Genomic DNA, 25,057 nt, shown 5'->3' with positions numbered 1-25,057 from the left:
CGTTTGCCCCGTTTTATACTCATTGTTTTTGCTGGGGTAGTGCTATTGACGGCGTTGATGAGTCTATTTCTATCTTGGCCGGATTAGCTCGCAGATTAGCCACAGCAAGCCGTTGGGGAGTGGTTCAATAAGCCTTACTATTATTATCAAAATGTAAAAAGGACATCTTATGGCTCTTGAAAGAACGTTTTCAATTATTAAACCTGACGCGGTAAAGCGTAACTTAATCGGCGAGATTTACCATCGCATAGAAAAAGCTGGGTTGAGAATTATCGCGGCAAAAATGGTTCATTTAACCGAAGATCAAGCGAGTGGCTTTTATGCTGAGCACGAAGGGAAAGCCTTCTTTAATGACCTAAAAGCCTTTATGACATCAGGTCCGATCATGGTTCAGGTGTTAGAAGGAGAAAATGCGATTGTTCGTTACCGTGAATTAATGGGCAAAACCAATCCTGAAGAAGCGGCTTGTGGTACGATTCGCGCCGATTATGCGCTGAGTATGCGTTATAACTCCGTGCATGGCAGTGATAGTCCGGCTTCCGCAGCTCGTGAAATTGAGTTCTTTTTTCCCGAAGCTGAAATTTGCCCGCGCAGTGAGTGATTTGCCGTAGAACAAAAATACCATCATCAAGACTCAGATCTGGATGGTTTATGGCTTTACCTCACTATAAAGTAAACGTTAAGCTGTTGGTAAATAGTTCATATCCATATCTATTTGTAATCCCTGATGAGTCATATCTCATCAGGGATTTATCATCGACCAGAACCGCTTTCCTATCCCGATAATGTCGTAAAAAATTCAGGGTTTTACTGTGCTTGTTGTCATTGAATAAAGGCTGTACAATTCGCGCCCTTAATTCTAGTTCCATTTTGGAGAGGCCACATGACCACTGAAAAAGTCAATCTGCTCGATTTTGATCGCAAAGGCTTACGTACTTATTTCGCAGAAGAATTGGGTGAAAAAGCGTTTCGAGCTGATCAAATTATGAAGTGGATTTATCACTTCGGTTGTGATGACTTCGAAAAAATGACCAACATTAACAAAAACCTACGTGAGAAATTACAGACTCATTGTGAGATTCGAGCGCCTTACGTTTCTGATGCTCAATACTCCAGTGATGGCACGATAAAATGGGCGATGCGAGTGGGGGATCAAGATGTTGAAACCGTCTATATCCCCGAGGAAGATCGCGCTACATTATGTGTCTCTTCACAAGTTGGTTGTGCGCTGGAATGTAAGTTTTGTTCAACCGCCCAGCAAGGGTTTAACCGTAATTTACGCGTTTCGGAAATTATTGGTCAGGTTTGGCGTGCTGCACGTGAAATTGGTTTGGAAAAAGAAACGGGCCGCCGTCCGATCACTAACGTAGTAATGATGGGTATGGGTGAGCCGTTGCTCAATATGAAAAACCTCATTCCTGCGTTAGAAATTATGCTTGATGATCTCGGTTTTGGTTTATCGAAACGTCGCGTAACGGTCTCTACTTCAGGTGTCGTTTCTGGTTTAGATCAAATGACCGGGCAAATTGACGTGGCATTAGCGATTTCACTTCATGCACCTAACGATAAATTACGCAGCGAAATTATGCCTATTAATGATCGTTGGGATATTCAAGATTTCCTTGCTTCAGTGCGCCGTTATATTGCCTCTTCTAACGCTAATCGCGGTAAAGTGACTGTTGAATATGTTTTGTTGGATCATGTCAATGATGGCACGGAACATGCGCATGAGTTGGCTCAGTTGATGAAAGGAACACCTTGTAAAATTAACTTGATTCCGTTTAATCCTTATCCAGGCTCACCGTATAAAAAACCCAGTAACTCACGCATTGATCGTTTTCAAAAAACCTTAATGCAATATGAGCATACGGTGACAATACGTAAAACGCGTGGTGATGATATTGACGCTGCTTGCGGCCAGTTGGTTGGTGATGTAATAGACAGAACCAAACGGACGAAATTAAAGCAGCAGCCGGAGCAGATTATTCCCGTAAAAACCTTATAAACCTTTTTAACAACGCCAGCCTTTTCGCTGGCGTTGTTGTTAAGAGAAAACCGCTAAACAAGTCGAGTTAGATTTTGAGTTTATAAGCCAAGGGATGTTCAGTTTTTATCGGTCATAGAGCACCTTGATAGAATCATGCTATTAACTGAAACAGGCTGCGTAAGGTGTTTTGATGCATAGTTGGATTCTTAGTTCACAGTGGCAAATTATGGCTTTTTTATGTCAATTTAACGAAAAATCTTGACCTAGCTGTAATTTCTTTTTCAAATCAATGTTGTTTACCGCCTAAGATCCATTAGAATGAATTAATGATAGCCCATTCGATGTAGCGGTCGAATCAAACAAACGTGATATCCAAATTAGTTGATGAGTAATAATGCAATTTCCTCGCTGTATAAGCAAAATCAGTACGGAAGTCGGCGTTATTGAAACTTAAGTGAATTGGATGAAACCATTTTCCCTGTTGGAGCCCTGAGAACCTAAACGCGACTAACGAATAGAGACAAAAATAACAGCGTAGGCTTCGGCTCGAACACGAATAAAAGAGATTGATAGCGCGGATGAATACACAACAAGAGACCATCGTTGAAGAAACGCCGAACGTTCAACAACCCGGCACACTGCTTAAGCTCAAACGAGAAGCTTTAGGGCTGAGTCAAAAGCAAGTGGCTGATCGCTTACGGTTGCGGGTAGCGATTATTCGCAATATTGAAGATAACCAATTCGACTCTGATTTAGTGGCCACCTTTACTCGTGGCTATCTGCGTTCTTATGCTAAAGCCGTCGGACTTTCGGCTGCTGAAGTCGTCGAAGCTTATGAGGTGCACTATGTGATTGAGCCTCAAGAGCAGAAGATGCAAAGTTTTTCTAAAAAAACCAAGCGTGATCAGCACGATAGCCGTATCATGTTGATCACTTGGGTTATTGTATTGGTGATTATTGGTATGTCATCACTCTGGTGGTGGCAGAATAACCAACACAATAATCTCACGTCGTCGAGTGAGCGCAGCTCACTGATTACTGAGCAAAATAGCCAGCGTCCTTCAGCAACGGTCGATCCAGTTTTAGATCAGTTGCCGACGGTCAGTGAGCTTACTGCTGATAACGATGCCTCAGTTGCCGAGCAATCAGAAAGCGAATCCGTTAACGACAGTGCTGTTGAGCCTGTTTTAGAGGTTGAGCCATCCATCACATCCGCAGTGACAGAAAATACTCCTGTCAACGCTGACGAGAGTAATTTACTGAGCATGACTTTTAGCGCCGACTGTTGGATTCAAGTTAAAGATGCCACAGGCAAAACATTGTCTACTGGCGTTAAAAAAGCCGGTCAATCGGTCAATGTGCGTGGTGAAACCCCAATTAGTGTCATTCTTGGAGCACCAGAAGGTGTTTCTGTCACATTTGCGAGTGAACCTGTCGACCTTTCTGGGTATACTTCAGGCAGAGTAGCTAGATTCACCTTACCTTAGACGAAATTATGCAACACAAGTCTCCTATTAAGCGTCGCCCCTCTACACGTATTTATGTGGGTAACGTACCTATTGGCGATGGCGCGCCTATCGCCGTACAATCCATGACCAACACCAGAACCACAGATGTGGCTGCTACCGTCGCTCAAATAAAAGCGTTGGAGAAAGTGGGCGCAGATATTGTCCGTGTCTCGGTTCCTACTATGGATGCTGCTGAAGCATTCAAGTTAATTAAGCAACAGGTCTCGATTCCTTTAGTGGCAGATATTCATTTTGACTATCGAATCGCTTTAAAAGTGGCCGAGTATGGTGTTGATTGTTTACGGATTAACCCTGGCAATATCGGTAATGAAGCTCGGATTCGCTCGGTCGTTGACTGTGCTCGTGATAAAGGCATTCCGATTCGAATTGGTGTTAATGGTGGTTCATTAGAAAAAGATCTGCAGCTTAAATATGGCGAACCAACACCCGAAGCTTTGGTTGAATCTGCGATGCGCCATGTCGATATTCTCGACAGACTAAACTTTGATCAATTCAAAGTCAGTGTCAAAGCTTCGGATGTGTTTCTAGCAGTGGATTCTTATCGCTTACTGGCCAAACAAATTGATCAACCTCTTCATTTAGGGATCACCGAAGCGGGTGGTGCCCGAGCGGGGGCTGTTAAATCGGCTGTTGGCTTAGGAATGCTATTAGCAGAAGGTATTGGTGACACGTTACGGATTTCTTTAGCAGCCGATCCTGTTGAAGAGATTAAAGTCGGTTTTGATATTCTGAAATCACTGCGTATTCGCTCTCGTGGGATCAATTTTATCGCTTGTCCAAGTTGTTCTCGTCAGGAATTTGATGTGATAAGTACGGTCAACGCACTTGAGCAGCGTTTAGAAGATGTGTTAACTCCAATGGATGTCTCGATCATTGGTTGTGTTGTCAATGGCCCTGGTGAAGCGGAAGTCTCTCACTTAGGATTGGCTGGCAGTAATAAAAAAAGTGCTTTCTACGAAGATGGTGTTCGTCAGAAAGAGCGCTTTGATAACGATGATCTCGTTGCTCAGCTCGAAGCTAGAATCCGCTCAAAAGCGGCTCAATTAGACACGAAAAATCGTATTGCTATTCAGCAAATCGAGCAAGATTAACCTCACGATATTACGGTAAATATTTTGGCAAAGACTATTCAAGCAATTCGAGGCATGAACGACTGCCTCCCTACTCAATCTCCACTTTGGCAAAAAGTGGAGAACGCAGTTAAAAATGTCGTTAGTGCCTATGGCTATAGCGAAGTGCGTATGCCTATCGTTGAAATGACGCCACTTTTTAGCCGTGCTATTGGTGAAGTGACCGATGTGGTCGAAAAAGAGATGTATACGTTTGCGGATCGTAATGGCGATAGCTTAAGCCTTCGTCCTGAAGGAACAGCCGGTTGCGTTCGTGCCGGAATTGAACATGGGTTGCTGTACAATCAAGAGCAGCGTTTATGGTATATCGGACCAATGTTCCGTCATGAGCGTCCTCAGAAAGGTCGTTATCGTCAGTTCCATCAATGTGGCGTTGAAGTATTTGGTATCGATGGGCCAGATGTTGATGCAGAGCTGATCATGATGACAGCACGGCTATGGCGTGAACTTGGCATTGCTGAGCATGTGCGACTAGAGCTTAATTCGATTGGTTCATTGGCGGCTCGCGCTGATTATCGCAGTGCATTGATTGAGTATTTAGAGCGACATCAAGATGTATTAGATGAAGATTGCAAACGTCGCATGTATACCAATCCATTGCGTGTTCTGGATAGTAAAAATCCAGACGTTCAAGCGATACTTGGTGATGCGCCCGAATTGGCCGACTACTTAGATGCCGAGTCGAAACAACATTTTAGCGGTTTGTGTGAACTTCTTGACGCGGCAGGTATCGAATACACCGTTAATCAACGTTTAGTGCGTGGATTAGATTATTACAATCGAACGGTTTTTGAATGGATAACAGAAAGCTTAGGCTCACAAGGCACCGTGTGTGGCGGTGGACGTTATGACGGCTTGGTTGAACAGCTTGGAGGGAAAGCGACTCCGGCTGTTGGTTTTGCTATGGGGCTTGAGCGTCTGGTATTGATGATGGAAACCCTAGGTAATACAGACGTGCGGCGTAGCGTAGACGTTTATATTGTCACCGCTGGTGAAGGTACCACCATGGCAGGTATGAAGCTTGCGGAACAGTTGCGTGAGCAAGTTCCAGGTTTACGCGTGATGAACCACTGTGGCGGTGGTAACTTCAAAAAACAATTTAAACGCGCAGATAAAGTCGGTGCTGCGGTGGCTCTGGTACTTGGTGAAGACGAGATCGCTGAAAAAACCGTAGTACTAAAAGATTTACTTGGTGGTCAACAAACCACGTTATCTCAAACTGACATTGCTAGCCAATTGGCTCATCTCGTTTAAACGCACGTTTTTGAGATTTCTTATTTAAGAGGACAGGAAGTGGAACTCTACGATACCGAAGAACAACAAGTTGAAGCGATCAAAGATTGGTGGAAAGAGAATGGTAAGGCCGTTCTCCTTGGTGCTGTGCTTGGTCTTGGCGGTTTGTTTGGATGGCGTTATTACCAACATTCAACCACGACAGGTCAAGAAACAACGTCTGAAACGTATAGCAAAGCAATCGCTAACTTTTCAGCTAAAGGGGCGCAAGCTGAGTCTGATTTACAGCATTTTATCGATAATCATCAGAAATCGGAGTATGCCGTTTTAGCGGCGATGCAGCTTGCTAAAGCACAAGCTGATGCTGGACAGTTTGATGAGGCGTTAGCACAACTTGAATGGGCTAAGAAGTCCACGAAAGACGCGGCATTAACACCTGTGATCGCATTTCGCATTGCACGTTTACAGGCCGAACAGCAACAATTTGATGCCGCTCTAGCTGAACTAACAACGATTACTGAGGCCAGTTGGGCTGCGCGTGTCGCTGAATTACGTGGTGATATAGCATTACGTAAAGGAGATAAAGACGCGGCTTATGCAGCCTATTCACAAGCTCAACAATCGAGTAATGCTAGCCAGACATTGCAACTGAAACTTGATGATCTAGCCAGATAAGGGCATCTGTTGATGAAAAAAATATTCAACAAAGTGCTTTTGTCTGCGGCCGTAATCGGTTTGTTAGGCGGATGTGCTGGGGAAGAAGAAAATATCATTATGGCTCCACTACCCAGTGTGAGTAGTGAATTTACGCCTCAACCCATTTGGAGTAATTCGGTTGGTCGGGGAGTCGGTCATTTTTTCTCTAATCTGACTCCTGAATACGCTTATGGCAAAGTATTTGTCGCCAGTCGTGACGGTGAAGTAAAAGCACTTGATCCCAATGATGGGAAAACATTATGGCGTGTTAATGTAAGACAAGATATGCCAGCTCGTTTATCTGGAGGCATTGTTGCGGCTTACAATCAGCTGTTTATTGGCAGTGAAAACGGTCAAGTATTAGCTTTAGATGCGGAAACGGGCGAGCTGAATTGGCGAGCTGACGTAGCCGGTGAAGTACTGGCTTCGGTTGCGACAGACAGTAACCTAGTGATTGTCAATACCAGCCGAGGCATATTGCTTGCGTTAGACAGTACTAATGGTGCTCAAAAATGGACTATCAGTACTGAGGTGCCAAGTTTAACCTTACGTGGCGATAGTCGGCCAGTGACTGCTTCTGGTGGTGTTTTTTGGGGGACGTCTAACGGCCGTCTCGCTGCGGCGATTATTGAGCGTGGCCAATTAATTTGGCAACAACCGATAGGACAGCCGCAAGGTGCCACTGAAATTGATCGCTTGGTGGATGTCGATGCCGCTCCGTTGATCATCGGAGCTAATCTCTATGCCATCGGTTTTAACGGGCAGTTGATTTCGATTGATTTGCGTTCCGGTAGTGCGGTATGGAAACGCAATTATTCATCAACGACTGATATGGCTAGTGATGGTCGCCGTCTGTTTTTAGTCACGGATAAAGATCATGTTGTTGCCGTTGATGCTCGCAGTGGTACGGAGCTATGGCAGAATAGTCAGCTAGAGCATCGTTTATTAACAGCACCGAAATTGATTGATGGCTATTTGGTCGTTGGTGATAGTGAAGGGTATCTTCACTGGTTGGATCGCAATAGTGGTGAATTTGTTGCTCAACAATTCGTCAGCAAAAGCGGTTTTGCTGTCGGTCCTCTTGCGCTTGACGATGGTTACTTGATTATCTCGCGAGATGGTAAAATAAAGAAACTGACTATCACTCAATAAATCGTGATATAATTCACATTCGGCTCCTGGCTGTATACAGCTAGGGGCCGTTTTGCTGCAATAAACCTTGAGTTTGTATACCCAAATGTGTTTGTCATACTAAACTTTAGTACCGAGTAGCAAAATCATTTGAGTATAATTACATAAGAAAGAATTATTATTGAGGTTGTTATGATACCTGTTGTTGCTCTTGTTGGGCGTCCCAATGTAGGTAAATCGACGCTATTTAACCGGCTCACCCGTACACGAGATGCACTGGTAGCGGACTTCCCCGGTTTAACCCGCGACAGAAAATATGGCCAAGCAAAATTAGGTGAAAACGAATTCATCGTGATTGATACCGGTGGTATTGATGGTACAGAAGAAGGCGTTGAAACCAAAATGGCTCAACAATCATTGGCGGCGATCGATGAAGCGGACGTCGTGTTATTTATGGTTGATGGTCGTGCTGGGTTAACTTCCGCCGATGAAGCTATTGCTCAGCATTTACGCCGTATTGAGAAAAACGCAATTTTGGTTGTGAATAAAGTCGACGGTATTGATGCTGATGCGGCCTGTGCTGAATTTTGGCAGCTCGGGATGGGATCGCAGATGTACCAAATTGCCGCAGCTCATGGCCGAGGCGTTGCTGTTCTGATCGATCGTGCGTTGAATCCACTTGCTGAGCAGATGAACGAAGAACTACAGAGTCTAGAAGATCTGACAGAGTTTGTGGATACTGATGAACCCGAGCAGTTGGAATATACCGAAGAAGAAGCGGAAGCAGAATTTAAACGGTTACAAGATCAACCGATTAAACTGGCTATTATTGGTCGGCCTAATGTTGGTAAATCAACACTGACAAACCGTATTTTAGGCGAGGAACGGGTTGTGGTTTATGATATGCCCGGCACTACACGCGACTCGATTTATATTCCAATGCAGCGTGATGATCGTGAGTATGTTTTGATTGATACCGCGGGTGTTCGCCGTCGCAAAAGTATCAATGAAACGGTAGAAAAATTTTCTGTCGTCAAAACGCTAAAAGCGATAGAAGATGCTAACGTTGTGTTGTTAGTGATCGATGCTCGCGAAAATATCTCCGACCAAGATTTAAGTTTACTCGGTTTTACCTTAAATGCTGGGCGTTCTGTGGTCATAGCGATCAACAAATGGGATGGCTTAAGCAATGATACCAAAGAGCGCGTTAAAAAAGAGTTAGATCGCCGCTTAGGGTTTGTTGATTTTGCTCGTATCCATTTTATCTCAGCCCTACATGGTACTGGTGTCGGACATCTTTTTGAGTCGGTGCAAGAAGCTTATCGTTCTGCAACGACACGAGTGGGAACTTCAGTATTAACTCGTATCATGAAAATGGCGACTGATGATCACCAGCCACCATTGATTCGTGGTCGACGCGTTAAATTGAAATACGCTCACGCGGGTGGCTACAATCCACCAATCATCGTTATTCATGGTAACCAAGTGAATGAGTTACCTCATTCTTATAAGCGTTACCTAATGAATTATTACCGGAAATCATTAGAAATCATGGGGACACCAATCCGGATTCAGTTCCAAAGCAGCGAAAACCCGTTTGAGAACAAAATCAATAAGATGACGTTGTCTCAGGAACGTAAACGTAAGCGTTTAATGACTATGGTAAAAGATCGTCGAAAATAGACTGATACTGATATTTTATAAAAGCCCAAGCCCATAGCTTGGGCTTTTTTATTCTTTTTCATTACAGTATTTTACTGGTTGTTTATTGCCCGACTAACTAACGTTTAATTCTGAGTATTGCGCTATGTTATGCTCAAAATAGGATCCTATGAGCGATAATAAGTGATAATGATCTTTTTATTAAATTTCATTATTTCGTTTTTTAATTAACATGTTTAGATTTTTAATCTGTTTAAAATCCAAATGCAGAATATGTAACTTATGCTTTCGGTGTGTGGTGATATAAATGTTCTTTTTATGGTAGATCGCTGATCAAGGTAGATAAAGCAAAAGATCCATGATAGATCCCAAAGCGCAGCAAGTGGGGCTATTCACGTGATTTTATGTAAATAGATGGATGGGCTGACATTGGTAATGACTGATTTGTTCTATCGAGAACTTGACGGTATGATCGCTGGTGCGTTGTGATTTGAAGAAAAAAGCGCTCGATGTCTTTTAGCCGCCTACTTTTCTAGGTAATCCCTTTTTTACTTGAAGCTGCTGTGGTGCTTGCTACCTTCGTTCACTTGCTGACTAATTAGAGTTACCCACGATTTTTTCAGCGGCTAGGTAGAGTTGTCGCCGAGTAATCATAATCAATAAGGAAAACAGCGATGGAAACACGTTGTCCGCAATGTTCACATGAATTGCTTTGGAGTGGTCGTTATTACTGTGCACAGTGTGATGTGAATTATACAAAAATGGCTTATTGCCCAGATTGTGCCGCTGTCTTGGAAAAACTTCAGGCTTGCGGAGCAGCGAATTATTTTTGTCATTCGTGTAACGAACTTAAGTCTAAATCACGTATTCGAATTGAATTTGTCAAAGCGCAGTAACCAGCTCAATGTTTGCTGATGATGATTAATTGACTGTAGCGCTAATTTCACCCTGTGCTAAGCGGGTGACAATGATTTCGCCAGTTTGCACTTGATCTTGGCTGTGGATCACTTCACCGCGTTCATTTTGAGTAATCGAGTAACCGCGAGAAAGGGTAGCGAGTGGACTGACGGTATTGAGTTTATCCACTAAGCGCGCATAACGATGCTCGGCCTCGAGTAACTGGCGCTCCATTGCTTTACGCAATTGGTGCTGACTCAGCATTAATTGATGCTTTTGTGTGTTAAGCAGTTTTTCTGGTGAGTGTAGCTGCAAACGATGTTGTTGTTGATTGAGCGCTTTAGTTTGCGAAGTTAAACGTCGCTGCATCGCTTGTGTTAATTGCATGCTAAGGTCATCAATTTGTTGGCGTTGTCGCTGTAGGCGATGAGCTGGGTGCTGCTTATCCAGTCGATGCTGTAACTGCTGCAAATGACTTTTCTGGCGAGAAAAATAATAGCGGATACTATTGGTTAACTGCTGTTGCTGGTTGCTAAAGGCGACCTTTTTATGGCTATTATCTCGACTGACCATTTCAGCCGCTGCAGAAGGTGTCGGTGCGCGCATATCGGCGACAAAGTCAGCAATAGTCACATCGATTTCATGGCCGACAGCGCTAATGATCGGGATTTGACTTGCTGCTATCGTTCTGGCGACAATTTCATGGTTAAAGCACCACAGATCTTCCAGTGAGCCGCCGCCGCGGCCGACGATCAACACATCACATTCGGCGCGCGAATTCGCACAGCCAATGGCTTGAGCAATACTGATTGCTGCTTCACTACCTTGCACTAGGGTCGGATAAATAATAACGGGTAAGCTCGGATCGCGGCGTTTCAACACCTGCAAAATATCGTGTAAGGCCGCTCCGGTTTTTGAGGTAATCACGCCCACACAGCGCGGGTGTTCTGGCAGGGGCTTTTTGAGTGATTGCGCAAATAACCCTTCTGCGGCCAGTTGCATTTTCAGTTGTTCAAACTCTTGTTGTAGTCGTCCATCGCCTTCAGGCTGCATGCTTTCAATGATAATTTGATAATCACCACGCGGCTCATACAAGGAAAGTCTAGCCTTGACTAGCACTTGTTGACCATTTTGCGGCTTAAAAGAAACTGAGCGATTATTGCCTTTGAACATCGCGCATTTGACTTGAGCGCGGCTGTCTTTGAGGGTCAAATACCAATGACCGGATACAGGGGCAGAGAAGTTAGAAATTTCACCGATTAACCAGACGATGCCCATTTCATTTTCAAGTAATAATCTTACTTCAGCATTAAGACGTGAAACTGTGTAGATATTTGGATTAGTCAAAGGAGGGCACCGCTAATTTGGCCAGACATAAGTATGGAAATTAGCGGCAATATAATACATATCAAGGGGGTAATTGCAAATAAAAAATTAAAAAATGAGTGGTCAAGCGATTGCTCTGGGCGTATAATCCGACCGCAATATCAAATCTAAATCTCTTTATTACGCGAAACGATAAAGCGATTTACTACTCTTAACCTTCACGTTGTGAGATATTGCAAATGCTAAGAATTGCTAAAGAAGCTCTGACCTTCGACGATGTTCTCCTCGTCCCTGCACACTCTACTGTTCTCCCCAATACAGCCGATCTTCGCACTCGACTTACCAAAAACATTACGCTCAATATCCCTATGATTTCTGCGTCTATGGATACAGTAACAGAAGCTCGCCTAGCAATCGCACTTGCCCAAGAGGGTGGTCTTGGTTTTATCCACAAAAATATGTCGATAGAACAGCAAGCGGAACAAGTTCATCAAGTAAAAATCTTTGAAGCGGGCGTGGTGACTCATCCGGTTACCGTTCGCCCTCAGGCAACGATTGCCGATGTGCGTGCATTAACCGAGAAACACGGTTTTGCTGGCTTCCCTGTGGTGTCTGAAAATAATGAACTGGTTGGAATCATAACTGGGCGCGACGTGCGCTTTGTAACCGATTTAACTAAGTTAGTTTCTGATGTGATGACTCCGAAAGATCGTCTCGCGACGGTAAAAGAGGGCGCTTCAGGCCAAGAAGTTCAAGAGCGGATGCATAAAGCGCGCGTTGAGAAAATTTTGGTGGTTAATGATGAGTTTCAATTAAAAGGCATGATCACCGCCAAAGACTTCCACAAAGCGGAAAGCAAGCCAAACGCTTGTAAAGATGCTCAAGGTCGTCTACGTGTAGGCGCTGCCGTAGGTGCTGCGCCAGGTAATGAAGAACGCGTTAAAGCCCTAGTTGAAGCCGGGGTTGATGTCTTGTTGATTGACTCGTCTCATGGTCACTCAGAAGGCGTACTACAACGAATTCGTGAAACGCGCGCCGCTTACCCTGATCTAGATATTATTGGTGGCAACGTGGCGACCGCCGAAGGTGCGCGAGCATTGATTGAAGCCGGCGTTAGCGCGGTTAAAGTGGGCATTGGCCCTGGTTCTATTTGTACTACTCGTATCGTCACTGGTGTTGGTGTGCCACAGGTCACCGCCATTGCTGATGCTGCAGAAGTCGCTAATCAATACGGTATTCCAGTGATCGCTGATGGTGGTATTCGTTTCTCGGGCGATATTTCTAAAGCCATTGCTGCAGGCGCATCTTGCGTTATGGTTGGCTCCATGTTTGCTGGCACCGAAGAAGCGCCGGGTGAAGTTATTCTCTATCAAGGCCGTTCTTACAAAGCTTATCGTGGTATGGGATCGCTAGGTGCGATGTCAAAAGGCTCTTCTGATCGTTACTTCCAAACCGATAATGCAGCAGACAAATTGGTTCCAGAAGGCATCGAAGGCCGTATCGCTTACAAAGGCCTATTAAAAGAGATTGTTCATCAGCAGATGGGCGGTTTACGTTCGTGCATGGGCTTGACTGGCTCACAAGATATTGAAACGTTGCGCACCAAAGCACAGTTTGTACGTATCTCTGGAGCGGGTATGAAAGAGTCGCACGTACATGATGTGCAAATTTCTAAAGAAGCGCCTAACTATCGGATGAGCTAAACGTAAACGTTTGCTTTTTTCCTTGATGCCACTCAGAGAGGCGAGTAGACTCGCCTCCGTTTGTTAATTTAGCTGATAAGACTGCTTAACTATGACCAAGAATATTCATGATCAACGAATCCTTATTTTAGACTTTGGCTCACAATACACTCAATTAGTTGCCCGTCGTGTACGTGAAATTGGTGTTTACTGTGAGTTATGGAGCTGGGATGTCGAAGAAGCGGACATTCGCGAATTTAACCCAGACGGCATTATTCTGTCTGGTGGCCCTGAAAGCGTAACTGAGCTTAACTCACCTCGCGCACCTCAATATGTATTTGATTCAGGCGTGCCGGTATTTGGTGTGTGCTATGGCATGCAAACCATGGCCGAGCAGTTGGGTGGCCGCGTGGCAACTTCCACTGAGCGTGAATTTGGCTACGCACAAGTTAATGTTTCAGGCCAGTCAGCCTTATTTAAAGAGCTTGAAGCCACTCAAGATGTGTGGATGAGCCACGGTGATAAGGTCGTTGAGATCCCAGCAGACTTCGTAAAAATTGGTGAAACCGAGACTTGCCCATACGCAGCCATGGCCAATGAAGAGAAGAAATACTACGGAGTGCAGTTCCACCCAGAAGTCACCCACACTAAAAATGGCCTGAAAATGCTCGAGAACTTTGTACTCGATATTTGTGGCTGTGAGCGACTATGGACTTCTGAATCGATCATTGAAGATGCTGTAGCGCGAATTAAAGAGCAAGTTGGTGACGATGAAGTGATCCTTGGTCTATCTGGTGGGGTGGATTCATCGGTTGTTGCGATGTTGGTACACCGTGCGATTGGCGATAAATTGACTTGTGTATTCGTCGATAACGGTTTGCTACGTTTGAACGAAGGTCAGCAAGTGATGGATATGTTTGGCAATAAATTTGGCCTAAACATCATTAAAGTTGATGCTGAAGAGCGCTTCCTATCAGCCTTAGAAGGCAAAGCAGATCCAGAAGACAAACGTAAAACCATCGGTCATGTGTTTGTTGATGTTTTTGATGAGCAAGCCAAGAAACTGAAAAACGCTAAATGGTTAGCACAAGGCACGATTTATCCAGATGTGATTGAGTCAGCGGCCTCTAAGACCGGTAAGGCGCATGTGATAAAATCACACCATAACGTCGGTGGTTTACCAGATGATATGGAAATGGGCTTAGTGGAACCATTACGTGAATTGTTTAAAGACGAAGTACGTAAAATCGGTCTTGAGTTAGGTCTACCTTATGACATGCTATACCGCCACCCATTCCCAGGACCAGGTCTTGGCGTGCGTGTTCTCGGTGAAGTGAAGAAAGAGTATTGCGATTTGCTACGTCGTGCTGACGCTATCTTTATTGAAGAGCTGCACAATGCCGATTTGTACAATAAAGTGTCGCAAGCGTTTACCGTTTTCTTACCCGTGCGCTCTGTTGGTGTCATGGGTGATGGCCGTAAATACGACTGGGTTGTATCACTACGCGCAGTAGAAACGATCGATTTCATGACTGCCCATTGGGCTCACTTACCTTATGAATTTTTGGGTAAGGTTTCCAACCGCATTATCAATGAAGTGAGTGGTATTTCTCGCGTGGTGTATGACATCTCCGGTAAGCCACCCGCGACTATTGAGTGGGAATAATTTTCAAGCTTTAGCTTTTGAATTTATTGTTTATCAAACCTCAGGTTCTGCCTGAGGTTTTTTTATTGGGTCACATTTGTCGTGGTGCTTCCAAGAAAAATGTCACGATACAGTATGGACGCAGGATGATCGCTAGTGCCTCGCAAAACCGTCTTATCATCATTGGTTTTTGCTTAAAAGCAGATGAATAGCCTCTATCCTAAAGTGGTGTTTATCAATAAGAGGGATTTTTTCATGTTCATACTCAATAAAACGGCCTGTTGGGTGAGCCTTATTTGTGCACTGCCAAGTTATGCAATGACGATTCAAGTCGATCCTCTCGATAGCTCTGGGTACGTGGTATCTCGTGCTGAGCTACAAGCCATTGAGCAGCAAAAAACGGCTGACCCTATGTATGCGATTTGGTCACAAGCTTTACGAACAGCACCCAATAGTTTAGTCGAAAGTATTGAACCGGGGTTGGTGAGTAATCCAGACAATGTGAAGCGAGTAGAGCGGGTTTTTCCTGAGCATGAATGGAATTTCCTCACTCATATGGCCGCACCTGAATACACCTATACTCGATTTTTAAGAGCTATCGGCAAGTTCCCCGCCTTTTGTGGTGATTATGATGATGGACGTGATGCCGATGCTATTTGTAAAAAGTCGGTGATCACGGCTTTTGCACATTTTGCTCAAGAGACCGGGGGCCATATTGCGAAAGATAATATTTCTGATAATCCACTCGGACTGGAAGAGTGGCAGCAAGCGCTTGTCCATGTTCGGGAAATGGGCTGGTCGGAAGGGCAACTTGGTTATACCACAGGATGTGGACAATATGACTGGCAAAACCGGAAATGGCCGTGTGGTGATGGTCAAGGCTATTTTGGTCGTGGTGCCAAACAGCTTTCTTATCATTTTAACTACGGTGCTTTTTCCGAAGTGATGTTTGATGGGGATGCTTCTGTATTATTGAATAATCCCGGATTAGTCGCGGACTCTTGGCTTAACCTCGCTTCTGCGATTTGGTTCTTTTTAACCCCTCAAGCACCTAAACCAGCAATGTTGCACGTTATCGACCGTACTTGGACGCCTTCTCAGCGTGAAATCGATGCAGGAATTGGTTATGGATTTGGTACCACCATCAATGTCATTAATGGTGGAATTGAGTGTGGCGAGCAAAACAAAGATAAAGGTCAGCCGGTTAACCGGATTCGTTATTGGGAAGGTTTGGCTGAGCATTATCAGATCCCGATTGAAACTGATGAGCTGAATACTTGTTGGCAACAAACGCCTTATGGCAGTTTAAATTTGAATGGTGCAACGGATGTCCTTTACACCAATTGGGACGGCAATTGGCGTTATTATCCTGATCGTCCCGGTGGTTACTCTTTTGAGTGTAATTTAGTCGGCTTTCAAACCGCCTATTCAGCTCTGGTTGAAGGTGATTATGAAAAGTGTGTGACCAACTATTATCAGTCTCACGCCAGTTGGCCTAAAGTACGAGTGGTGGAACAATTAGAGTCAACCGAGCCTGAACAGCCAGATGAGCCACCGGTTGAAGGAACAGAGCTATGGCAAGCCAGTAAAGTTTACTATGCTGGTGATCTCGTGACTTATCAAGGTGCGGTATATCAAGCGAAATGGTGGTCGCAAGGTGATGTACCAACGGCGGGTGATCCTTGGATAGCGATTACACAGCCCTAGATAAATAGCGTTATCTTTAAAGCAGCAGGCGATATGGATTAACTCATATTGCCTGCTGATTTTCTCGATAAAGGGCAGGAGAGGAGCATCAAGGTTACAAAAATGAAAATAAACTGTGTTAAGCTAAGTCAATATATGCCACGGTTTTTGTATACTCTCAGCATGGTTTTGGGATCGTACTTAGCAATGGTTTCTGATGACCTATTAGCGAATTAATCGCGTACTAGGTTATGCCGATTGACTGACTGATACCTGATAATCATGACTTTTTTACCACAACCTTCCCACCGCCTGATTTTTTTTGCCGCTTTGATTGCGGTTTTTTTTGTCGCTTTTCCTAGCATCAGCGTGGCTAAACTTGCTCAATTAACCCAATGGAGTATTGAGCAGTTTGACGATCAAATTATCCTTCTTTCCAGCTTGGCTGTTGTCTTGTGCGTCGTACTTTGTTTAAGCCCAATCGGTAAAAAAACACTCGGTGATGGTCAGCCAGAGTTTTCTTTTACGACGTGGTTAATCATGCTATTTACCACCGGGATGGGTTCGGGGTTAATTTTTTGGGGCGTTGCGGAGCCGATTTTCCATTTTAATCATCTGCCAAGTATCGATTATCAAGGCGATCAAAAAGATCTCGCTTTAGCCTTAACTTATTTTCACTGGGGAATTCATGCTTGGAGTTTGTATGCGCTCGCTGGGTTAATGATGGCGTGGCTGGCTTATGTACAAAAAAGACCGATGCGAGTCAGTGCGTCTTTTATCGGCCATCAAAAAGCTGGTTGGCTAGCTATCATTGATTTAATCGCAGTATTGGCGATTTTATTTGGCATTGCTGGTGTGTTGGCCAATACCATGGCGCTGGTTGAGCAAGGGATACGTAGTGTTAGTGGTTATCAAGGAGATTTAACCATATTTCGTATTGGTTTAACGGTATTACTTGGCGTGTTATTTACTGCATCAAGTGCACTAGGATTACAAAAGGGCATTAAACAACTCAGCCGTTTTAACGTTTTGTTGATGTTGATTTTATTTGCCGTGGTATTCGTTTACGTTGATACCTTAGCGGTTATTCAGCGCCTATTAAGTTATTTAGTCACCTATATCAACATTTTGCCGCAAGTTTCGCTTGGTGCTCTGGGAGAAAATAAAAGCTGGAGTCAAAATTGGACGGTGATTTATCTGGTCTGGTGGATAGCGTGGACGCCGTTTGTTGGGCCATTTATTGCTCGTATTAGTCGCGGACGAAGCATTCGACAATTTTTATGTTGTACCGTGCTTATTCCGACACTTGCTTCTGTTTTGTGGTTTTCCGGTTTTGCTGGCGCAATATTTGATAGCCTTTATCTACAAGAAGTGATCACAGCAGTGAGTGATGATTACACCAAAGGCTTATTCGTGTTCTTCTCTCATCTTCCGGCGAGTAATCTATTGACGATAGTGGCGCTGGTATTGTTACTGACGTTTGTGATTTCAAGTGCTGACTCGGCTATCTATGCCGCTGGGATGTTGACCAATGATCAACGTTTGACCAGCAAGATCAGTTGGTCAGTGATTGTGGTCACTTTAGCTATTGCCTTGGTTACGATTAACGATGTTGATCTCAATAAACAGATTGCTATCGCAGGGGCACTGCCGTTTACGTTTGTATTAATTGCACAAGCTTGCTTTACCTTGCTAACTCGCGGCTCATCCTCAGCTCAAGCCGCTGAACCAGAGGGCTAAAATAACTTAAGCTGAGTTATTCTCGGTATTAATTGAGGGCAGAGATAGGCGGATGACCAGCAAAGGCATGAGGTCTGATCCATCCTTGGTTGTCTGATAGTTCAGGCCCTTTGACTATAGAATACTAAATGTAACAAAAGTTGTATAAATGTAATCTAAGTTTTCATTAATGGTTTTTCCTTTTTTACGACTTGTTCACTAAACTTCGCGCGTAATTTTTATTAACATTTTTGAAGGTAATGTGAATGTCGACGCAACTTGCTAACCCTGCACCGCTTGGCTTGATGGGTTTTGGTATGACAACAATTCTACTTAATATCCATAATGCTGGTTTCTTCCCAATTGATTCAATGATTTTGGCTATGGGGATCTTTTATGGAGGTCTGAGCCAAGTGATTGTTGGCATCATGTGCTTTAAACGCGGGGATACTTTTGGTACCACTGCGTTTACCTCATACGGTTTATTTTGGTTAACCTTAGTTGGTCTATTAGTGATGCCATATATGGGACTGCCAGCCAGCCCGGCTCATTTTATGGGCTGGTATTTAACGTTGTGGGGCATTTTTACTGGCTTCATGTTTATTGGTTCACTGTGCTACCCATTGGCTAAACAAGTGGTGTTTGGTTCGTTAACTATCTTGTTTGCTTTACTGGCGCTGCGTGATTTTACTGGTAGTGAGCTGATTGGTACGATTGCTGGCTTTGAAGGTATTTTCTGCGGTGCGAGTGCGATTTATTTTGCCATGGCGCAAGTGATCAATAATGAGTACGGCAGAACCGTATTGCCTATTGGTGCTAAGCGTAAAGTAGAAACAGCAAGGCCATTAACGGCTTAGTCATCTCAATCACCCCACACATAGCAAACTTTAGATTCTCTATGTGTGGGCTTTTTCGTATTATTTCCTTCCAACTTGAAGAGCGGCTGCCGTATTGGCTACGTTCGTTTACCCCAATCACATTCTCTCTATACCTATCGGCCTTTACGCATTTACCTTTTCAATTATTCTTCGTAGTTATTCAATTTATGAATTGTGGCCAGCTTATTGCTCTCTATCTTTAGCAAACGTTGCTTAGGTTTAATGGCTTTCATAAAGATAAAAACAAGCACATTAACTGGTGTTTTTTTAATCTATGCCCTAGTTTGTATATAAATGGGGTGAATAGAAAGGGCTTACACATGGATGTTATGACTAGCAAAAGCAACCTATGGATGCGGTATTTTATCACTGTGTTTATGCTTGCTATTTTCTATATGTCAACGGCTCAAGCGGCTTATATCGTCAGTGATGCTGGTGATGATGATGCCAATGGTTTGTATATGGAATATGGACTTGTCGATGATGTACCTGCTTTTCGTAAAGAAGAAGAAGGAGCACAGACCTGGTACCTAAAACGTTGTTATGGTAACTGGTTTCTCGAACCGTATGAGTCTTGTTTTGGTATGTACTATCGTGTTACTTCTGATGCGGATACACCGCCAGAAAGTGGATGGGGCGGTTGGTCGAGCCCCGCACCGACGGTGCTTCCTGCTGGCCCAGTGGTAAGTTTTAGTAGCAAAACTCTATTTGAAAGCTTACATAATGATGGCCGTTTTGATGGTAGTGTATTGATTAGCCATAACCTGTTGGATGGCGATGGTTTTAGTGGGCATGTCGGTGATGACTTTCTACAGCAAGGCAAGGCCGTTTTAACTCATCTTCCAGTTGGCTTAACTGCAAGTTTAATATTTAACAGCAGTAGTGAATTGGAGCTGAGTATTCTCGGTAACGCAGACAATAATGGTCAAATGGATACGGTAACGGATTTGACTCTTCAATTATTGGATTCCGCTTTTATCAATGGGGATGCTGATGCCAATATTAATGCCCAAGTCAATGATTTAACGCTGCAATTTCGAGATTTGCATACCGTAGGTAGCAGTGGCGACTTTGCCACCATAGCAGCAGCAGTGGCTGCTGCTGAGCCTTATGATATTTTGCAATTGGAAGCAGAAGTTTTCACCGAAAAAAACATTACGATCGATAAAGCATTAGTCATTAGAGGTGCTGGCGCTGAACACACGATTATTCAAGCAATGGAAGTCCCTGAATCAGAAACAGGAAGAATTTTTAATATCAACTCCGGTTTACCCGAAATTAGAATCAGTGATCTCACTTTACAAAATGGTAATGCTTCGGGGGGGAATAGCTATGGTGGAGCCATTCAGGCTCAGTCTCCATTGTTTTTAGAACGTTGTCGATTGAGCAATAACCGTAATGTTTCCACCTTTATTGGTGGGGGAGGGGCAATAAATTCTAACAGTAGGCTAATCATTAATCGTTGTTTATTTGATGAAAACAGCGCTCATCGAACCAATGGTGGTCAGGTGTGGGGCGGAGCAATTCGTTTCTCAGGGTTGGCTGAAATTACCAATTCTACTTTTTATAACAATAGCCTAACTGCCGCCAGTCCTTCTAATTCAACACAAGGTGGAACTATCGCTCCTAGTTCTGGTAGTACTTTGATTTTAATCAACTCAACTTTGGTAAATAATCATTCTTCAGGTTGGGGAGGAGGTATAGGACAAGAGTTTAGTAGTTCTAATACTCACCAGATTATTAATACTATTATTAATGGCAATAGTTCTGGCTTAGATGCGGATAGTGCTGATGTATCAGTACCTGTGGGTCAAAAAATGCTCTACAGCCATAGTGTTGTCGGTAATAGAGTGGTTGTTAATGACGAAACCCTAGATAACTTACTCAATGAAGACCCACTATTAGGGCCTTTAGCTGATAATGGTGGGCCCACTCAAACTTTAGCGCTTTTATCTGGCAGCCCTGCTATTGGTGCTGGTCAGAGTGGATCTTCGATTCCAAAAGATGATCAACGAGGGTTTTTACGTGTTGGTAGTGTCGATATTGGAGCCTATCAAGTTAATGGTTTTGTACTGAGTTTTGAAGCTAATGGGGCTGATGAGGGAGAAGCACCGCTTTATCAGGGGGGAGGTGTTTACCCTGATCAGGGAACGCTCACCAAAATAGGTTTTAGTTTTATTGGTTGGAATCATGAAGCGGATGGTAGTGGTACGGCTTATGTGGCAGGAGATAGCATTACTCAACTCGTCGGTGAGGTAACGCTCTATGCACAATGGATAAGGAATCAATATACCATTAATTTCGATAGTACAGGTGGTTCGCCAATTCAATCTATTACTCAGGACTTTGCTTCAGAGATAACAACCCCTCCCGTTCCTAGCAAAGAAGGGCATCATTTCTTGGGTTGGAGTCCAGAAGTTCCAGCTACCATGCCAGCAGAGAATCTTACACTAACAGCCCAGTGGAGTGTTAATCAGTACACCATCACTTTTAATAGTGATGGTGGTAGTCCGGTAGAGGCGATTACGCAGGACTTTGGAACAACGGTCAATGCTCCACAGGCACCAATAAAAGATGGGCATTCGTTTGTTGGTTGGATGCCAGCACTGCCTAGTTCTATACCTGCGACTAATTTGACAGTAACTGCACAATGGCAATTGATTCTTCCTCCTAGCCAAGACAACCCTTTGATTACTGAAAACGGAGAGCCTTTAGAAAGCAGTAAAATCTCTATCGGAGAAGAGTTGCGCTTCCTTTCTGAGAATGATGGCCAGTTCATTGAAAGTAGTATTATACGTGGAGAAGAAACAACGAGACTTATTCCCGGACAACATCCGAATCTTTTGATTGATGAAGCAACCGGTAATGTGGTGCTGTGGATCAATGAGCAAGGTGTTTATGTATTCGAATCTCCGATTGCAGGCCGCTACGAGGTGATTTTTCAAAATGAAGATCAAACTATCGTTGTTGTTGAGTTTTTAGTTTTGCCCCAATTGGCTTTCGCAAGTAGCCGTCAATTTGGTACGGATGGCGATGCAGTTGAAATTCGATTGATAGTTAATGGGCTCTTAGAATCTGCCACCATAGATATTGAATACGAGATAGAAAACCATCTCTTATTATCTAATTTAGTGACTTCAGAACAAACTTTAACCTTACCTAGTGGAAGTTTTTCAGTTACTCAAGGTAAAGGAACACAATCAGTGATTACTCTTCTTGCTACTCCGAATAGCGTCAGTGAGCAAGTGGTTGTTTCTCTGAATCAGGAAGCGATGCAAGATACCGTTATGGTAGGTACGCCAGATAAGCATGTTGTTCAACTTCGTTTACCTCAGCAAATGCCATTTGTTGCTCAACTGACGATGTCTGAACCAGTTGTTCGTTTAAATGACGAAGATATTTCTATTTCAGTGAACGCCCCACAAGCTCAGAGTTTTGATTGGAGTCGCTCAACGCCTTTGCTTAACTCTGTAACAGGAAGTTCAACCAGTATCTCGCCATCTATCTTGGGCATTGGTGTTCACCCTATTCGTATAGAAGTGACTCATGAAGATGGACGTCGATTATTGATAGAAGAGAGACTGAGAATCGTTGAAGATATTTCAGTCTCTTATACCCAACTTATTCAACAGCAGGAGCAAAATGGTTCACATCGTTTACCCATTTGTTCTGCTGGGGAATTTAGGGCTGTTGGTAACAATCAGTGTATAGGAACACTCAGTTCCGATGTTCTATTAGAAGTACCTTCTGGGTATCGTTTACGAATGGGACAAAATGCGGAACAAGTATCTTGGAGTGAAGATAGTTTCGGAATCGGTATCAACACTGATAATTTGAAAGATAGCCAAGGTAATCCAGCGAATAATCGTAACGATACCCGCTTTGAACATTTGGGTTATTTAATTGATTTTGAAATAAGTGAGTTACAATTCCCAGGGCAATCAGTGCCAGTCGTTGTTCCATTGCCAGAAGGTACAGTGATCCCAGAGAATGCAACGTGGAGAAAGTGGCATGGAGAATCTGGCTGGAGAGACTTTGAAAGTGATGGTTTAGCGAATCAACTTCATTCAGCGCCTCGGATTAATGGTATATGCCCATGGAGCGGTTCTCCTCGTTGGCAATCGGGATTGATAACTGGTCATGGTTGTATTCGCTTAATTATCGAAGATGGTGGACCCAACGATATTGACGGGCGAGCTGATGGAGTGATTCGAGATCCAGGAACACTTGCCCTCGGTTTAGCTGAACAAGATAAAACAACCCAGCCAATACAAGTTGTTAGCTCGGGAGGTGTGATGAGTATCATGTACCTTTTGGCTATTGTTGTGCTAGGGATTTATCGTCGTTCGGTAAGCTCGTTACTAGGTACTAAGCGCTCATCTATCTTGATTATTACTACGATGATGATAGTCCTATCGTTTCCATCTGTGGCTTCCGAACCTCGTAATGAAGGTTCTTGGTATTTAGGCGGTCAATTAGGCGGCGTGTTTGGCGGAGAGTCAAAAAGCTCGGTGCAGACTCGCCTTGACCAGTTTTCTTCTGGTAATCAAATTAACTCACTTGATTCTGAACGATTCGGTTTACGTATTTTTGGTGGCTTTAAATTGAATAAGCATTTTGCTTTAGAGGTTGGCTATGTTGATTTAGGTAAAGTAAAAACTCAGATAGATATTGATCCTTTATTACCTGTTGATACTTATAAAAATAGTTTACCTAGTTCAGGAAGTGGTGTGGACTTTTCTATTATTGGTTTACTACCTGTTACCGACAGCATTGATTTTTTTACTCGCACAGGTATTTTTGTTTGGAAAGAAGATGTTGATATTCATGAAGTCGCTACCTTCTCTCGTAATGGCCATTCAGGGATGTTTAGTATTGGTGCGCGTTATCAATGGTGCTCTAATTGGAGTCTACTTGGAGAACTTGCTCATTATCGCTCAGAGCATCAAGGTGTTCATATGTTGACATTAGGTTTGATTTATAATTTTTAGCTGCTGTTATGATTATATAAGATAGTAATCTTATTTGTGGCTGAATATCTAGGCGCTTTTTGTTTAGTGAGTTGGGCTTAATAAATTTAAGCCCATTACTGTTTTAAATATCGTCATATAAACAAGAGTTTAATTTTTGTTATTACTTAGTTCATCAGCACACACTGCCACCGACGATTTGTCTGTCTTGTTTGCTGTGATAACAGGCTTGAATCATAACTTGTACGGCTGCTATGAGCGGTTCTAATCCTAAGCTGGGTAGTGATGGATTAGTCGCTGGAACTTGTTCTGGTAATGCTGGGATATGGATAAAGCCACTCGGAATATCATGTTGAGCTAAATAATGCTGAATAGAATAAAACAGATGATTACAGACAAAGGTTCCTGCCGAGTGGGATACTTCGGCGGCGATCCCCGCTTGTTGTAAATCCTCCACCATGGCTTTGACCGGTAGGGTCGTAAAGTACGCCGCTGGCCCATCGGCAATAATGGGCTCATCGATCGGTTGATGACCAGCATTATCGGCTATCCGGTAGTCATCAAGATTAATGGCTATTCGCTCTGGCGTAATGGCAGCGCGTCCGCTGGCTTGCCCGAACATCAAGACTAGATCGGGTTGATGTATCTCAATGGCTTTAATCGCAGTTTCAGCGGCTTGATAACGAACCACGGGTAGAACACAGCCAATCACCTCAACCCCTGTGAGTTGTAGTTGTTGTTGTGCATTGATTAACGCCAGTGATGGGTTAAGGCTATCCTCTCCAAATGGCTCAAAGCCGGTGATCAGTACTTTAAACATCCATGTAAATCCTTATAAAGCGGGGGGGCGTAACCGTTTACCCTACGCTTGGTTTTATCATACTCA

At 43.7% G+C, this 25,057-nt stretch carries 17 protein-coding genes; 15 read left to right on the top strand and 2 right to left on the bottom strand.

The genetic code is table 11. From position 1 onward, the window contains the following. Positions 1 to 169: 169 nt before the first annotated feature. The 9 genes from ndk to AACS00_RS11895 all read left to right on the top strand — a co-directional run bounded on the left by ndk (position 170) and on the right by AACS00_RS11895 (position 10,264). A complete protein-coding gene (gene ndk / locus AACS00_RS11935) occupies positions 170 to 601 on the top strand; it encodes a nucleoside-diphosphate kinase (protein WP_072668768.1) in 432 nt (143 codons plus the stop codon). 282 nt (positions 602 to 883) lie between these two features. After that, entirely contained in the window at positions 884 to 2,005 is a 1,122-nt protein-coding gene (locus AACS00_RS11930; RefSeq protein WP_072668767.1) for a bifunctional tRNA (adenosine(37)-C2)-methyltransferase TrmG/ribosomal RNA large subunit methyltransferase RlmN, read from the top strand. Between the two features lie 560 nt (positions 2,006 to 2,565). Beyond that, on the top strand, positions 2,566 to 3,474 hold the full coding sequence (locus AACS00_RS11925) for a RodZ domain-containing protein (protein ID WP_110167557.1): 909 nt from the start codon (positions 2,566 to 2,568) through the stop codon (positions 3,472 to 3,474). An 8-nt stretch (positions 3,475 to 3,482) separates the two neighbouring features. Beyond that, the gene (gene ispG / locus AACS00_RS11920; RefSeq protein ID WP_110167556.1) at positions 3,483 to 4,607 is read left to right on the top strand and encodes a flavodoxin-dependent (E)-4-hydroxy-3-methylbut-2-enyl-diphosphate synthase; all 1,125 of its coding nucleotides are present in this window, start codon (positions 3,483 to 3,485) and stop codon (positions 4,605 to 4,607) included. Between the two features lie 24 nt (positions 4,608 to 4,631). Further along, a complete protein-coding gene (gene hisS / locus AACS00_RS11915) occupies positions 4,632 to 5,900 on the top strand; it encodes a histidine--tRNA ligase (RefSeq protein ID WP_110167555.1) in 1,269 nt (422 codons plus the stop codon). Between the two features lie 39 nt (positions 5,901 to 5,939). After that, entirely contained in the window at positions 5,940 to 6,554 is a 615-nt protein-coding gene (locus AACS00_RS11910; protein ID WP_072668763.1) for a YfgM family protein, read from the top strand. Positions 6,555 to 6,566: 12 nt separating this feature from the next. Beyond that, entirely contained in the window at positions 6,567 to 7,727 is a 1,161-nt protein-coding gene (bamB, locus tag AACS00_RS11905) for an outer membrane protein assembly factor BamB (RefSeq protein WP_110167554.1), read from the top strand. Positions 7,728 to 7,898: 171 nt separating this feature from the next. After that, positions 7,899 to 9,389: a ribosome biogenesis GTPase Der gene (gene der / locus AACS00_RS11900; RefSeq protein WP_110167553.1), complete on the top strand. Its 1,491-nt coding sequence runs from the start codon at positions 7,899 to 7,901 to the stop codon at positions 9,387 to 9,389. 653 nt (positions 9,390 to 10,042) lie between these two features. After that, positions 10,043 to 10,264 (top strand): zinc ribbon domain-containing protein, encoded by a 222-nt coding sequence (locus tag AACS00_RS11895; protein ID WP_110167552.1) that lies wholly within the window; start codon positions 10,043 to 10,045, stop codon positions 10,262 to 10,264. 25 nt (positions 10,265 to 10,289) lie between these two features. Here AACS00_RS11895 and xseA read toward each other — a convergent pair whose 3' ends face one another. Continuing rightward, positions 10,290 to 11,612, bottom strand: a complete 1,323-nt coding sequence (xseA, locus tag AACS00_RS11890; RefSeq protein WP_110167551.1) for an exodeoxyribonuclease VII large subunit — start codon at positions 11,610 to 11,612, stop codon at positions 10,290 to 10,292. 218 nt (positions 11,613 to 11,830) lie between these two features. Here xseA and guaB point away from each other — a divergent pair, with 218 nt between their 5' ends. From guaB to AACS00_RS11860, 6 genes are all read left to right on the top strand, one after another. Next, a complete protein-coding gene (guaB, locus tag AACS00_RS11885) occupies positions 11,831 to 13,294 on the top strand; it encodes an IMP dehydrogenase (protein ID WP_110167550.1) in 1,464 nt (487 codons plus the stop codon). Positions 13,295 to 13,385: 91 nt separating this feature from the next. Then, a complete protein-coding gene (gene guaA / locus AACS00_RS11880) occupies positions 13,386 to 14,939 on the top strand; it encodes a glutamine-hydrolyzing GMP synthase (RefSeq protein WP_072668757.1) in 1,554 nt (517 codons plus the stop codon). Positions 14,940 to 15,173: 234 nt separating this feature from the next. Continuing rightward, positions 15,174 to 16,625 (top strand): chitinase, encoded by a 1,452-nt coding sequence (locus AACS00_RS11875; RefSeq protein ID WP_110167549.1) that lies wholly within the window; start codon positions 15,174 to 15,176, stop codon positions 16,623 to 16,625. Positions 16,626 to 16,886: 261 nt separating this feature from the next. Then, entirely contained in the window at positions 16,887 to 18,344 is a 1,458-nt protein-coding gene (locus tag AACS00_RS11870; protein ID WP_110167548.1) for a BCCT family transporter, read from the top strand. A 245-nt stretch (positions 18,345 to 18,589) separates the two neighbouring features. After that, entirely contained in the window at positions 18,590 to 19,180 is a 591-nt protein-coding gene (locus AACS00_RS11865) for an acetate uptake transporter (RefSeq protein ID WP_110167547.1), read from the top strand. Between the two features lie 350 nt (positions 19,181 to 19,530). After that, on the top strand, positions 19,531 to 24,192 hold the full coding sequence (locus AACS00_RS11860; RefSeq protein WP_339373276.1) for an InlB B-repeat-containing protein: 4,662 nt from the start codon (positions 19,531 to 19,533) through the stop codon (positions 24,190 to 24,192). 154 nt (positions 24,193 to 24,346) lie between these two features. On the opposite strand, the gene pcp is transcribed toward AACS00_RS11860, so the two are convergent. Continuing rightward, positions 24,347 to 24,991, bottom strand: coding sequence for a pyroglutamyl-peptidase I (pcp, locus tag AACS00_RS11855; RefSeq protein ID WP_110167545.1), 645 nt, complete (start codon positions 24,989 to 24,991; stop codon positions 24,347 to 24,349). Positions 24,992 to 25,057: the final 66 nt, after the last annotated feature.

It is taken from the genome of Vibrio sp. 11986-1-5 (genome assembly GCF_963878025.1).
In the GTDB taxonomy this organism is placed as follows: domain Bacteria; phylum Pseudomonadota; class Gammaproteobacteria; order Enterobacterales; family Vibrionaceae; genus Vibrio; species Vibrio injensis.
This window is presented reverse-complemented; position numbering and strand designations above follow the sequence as displayed.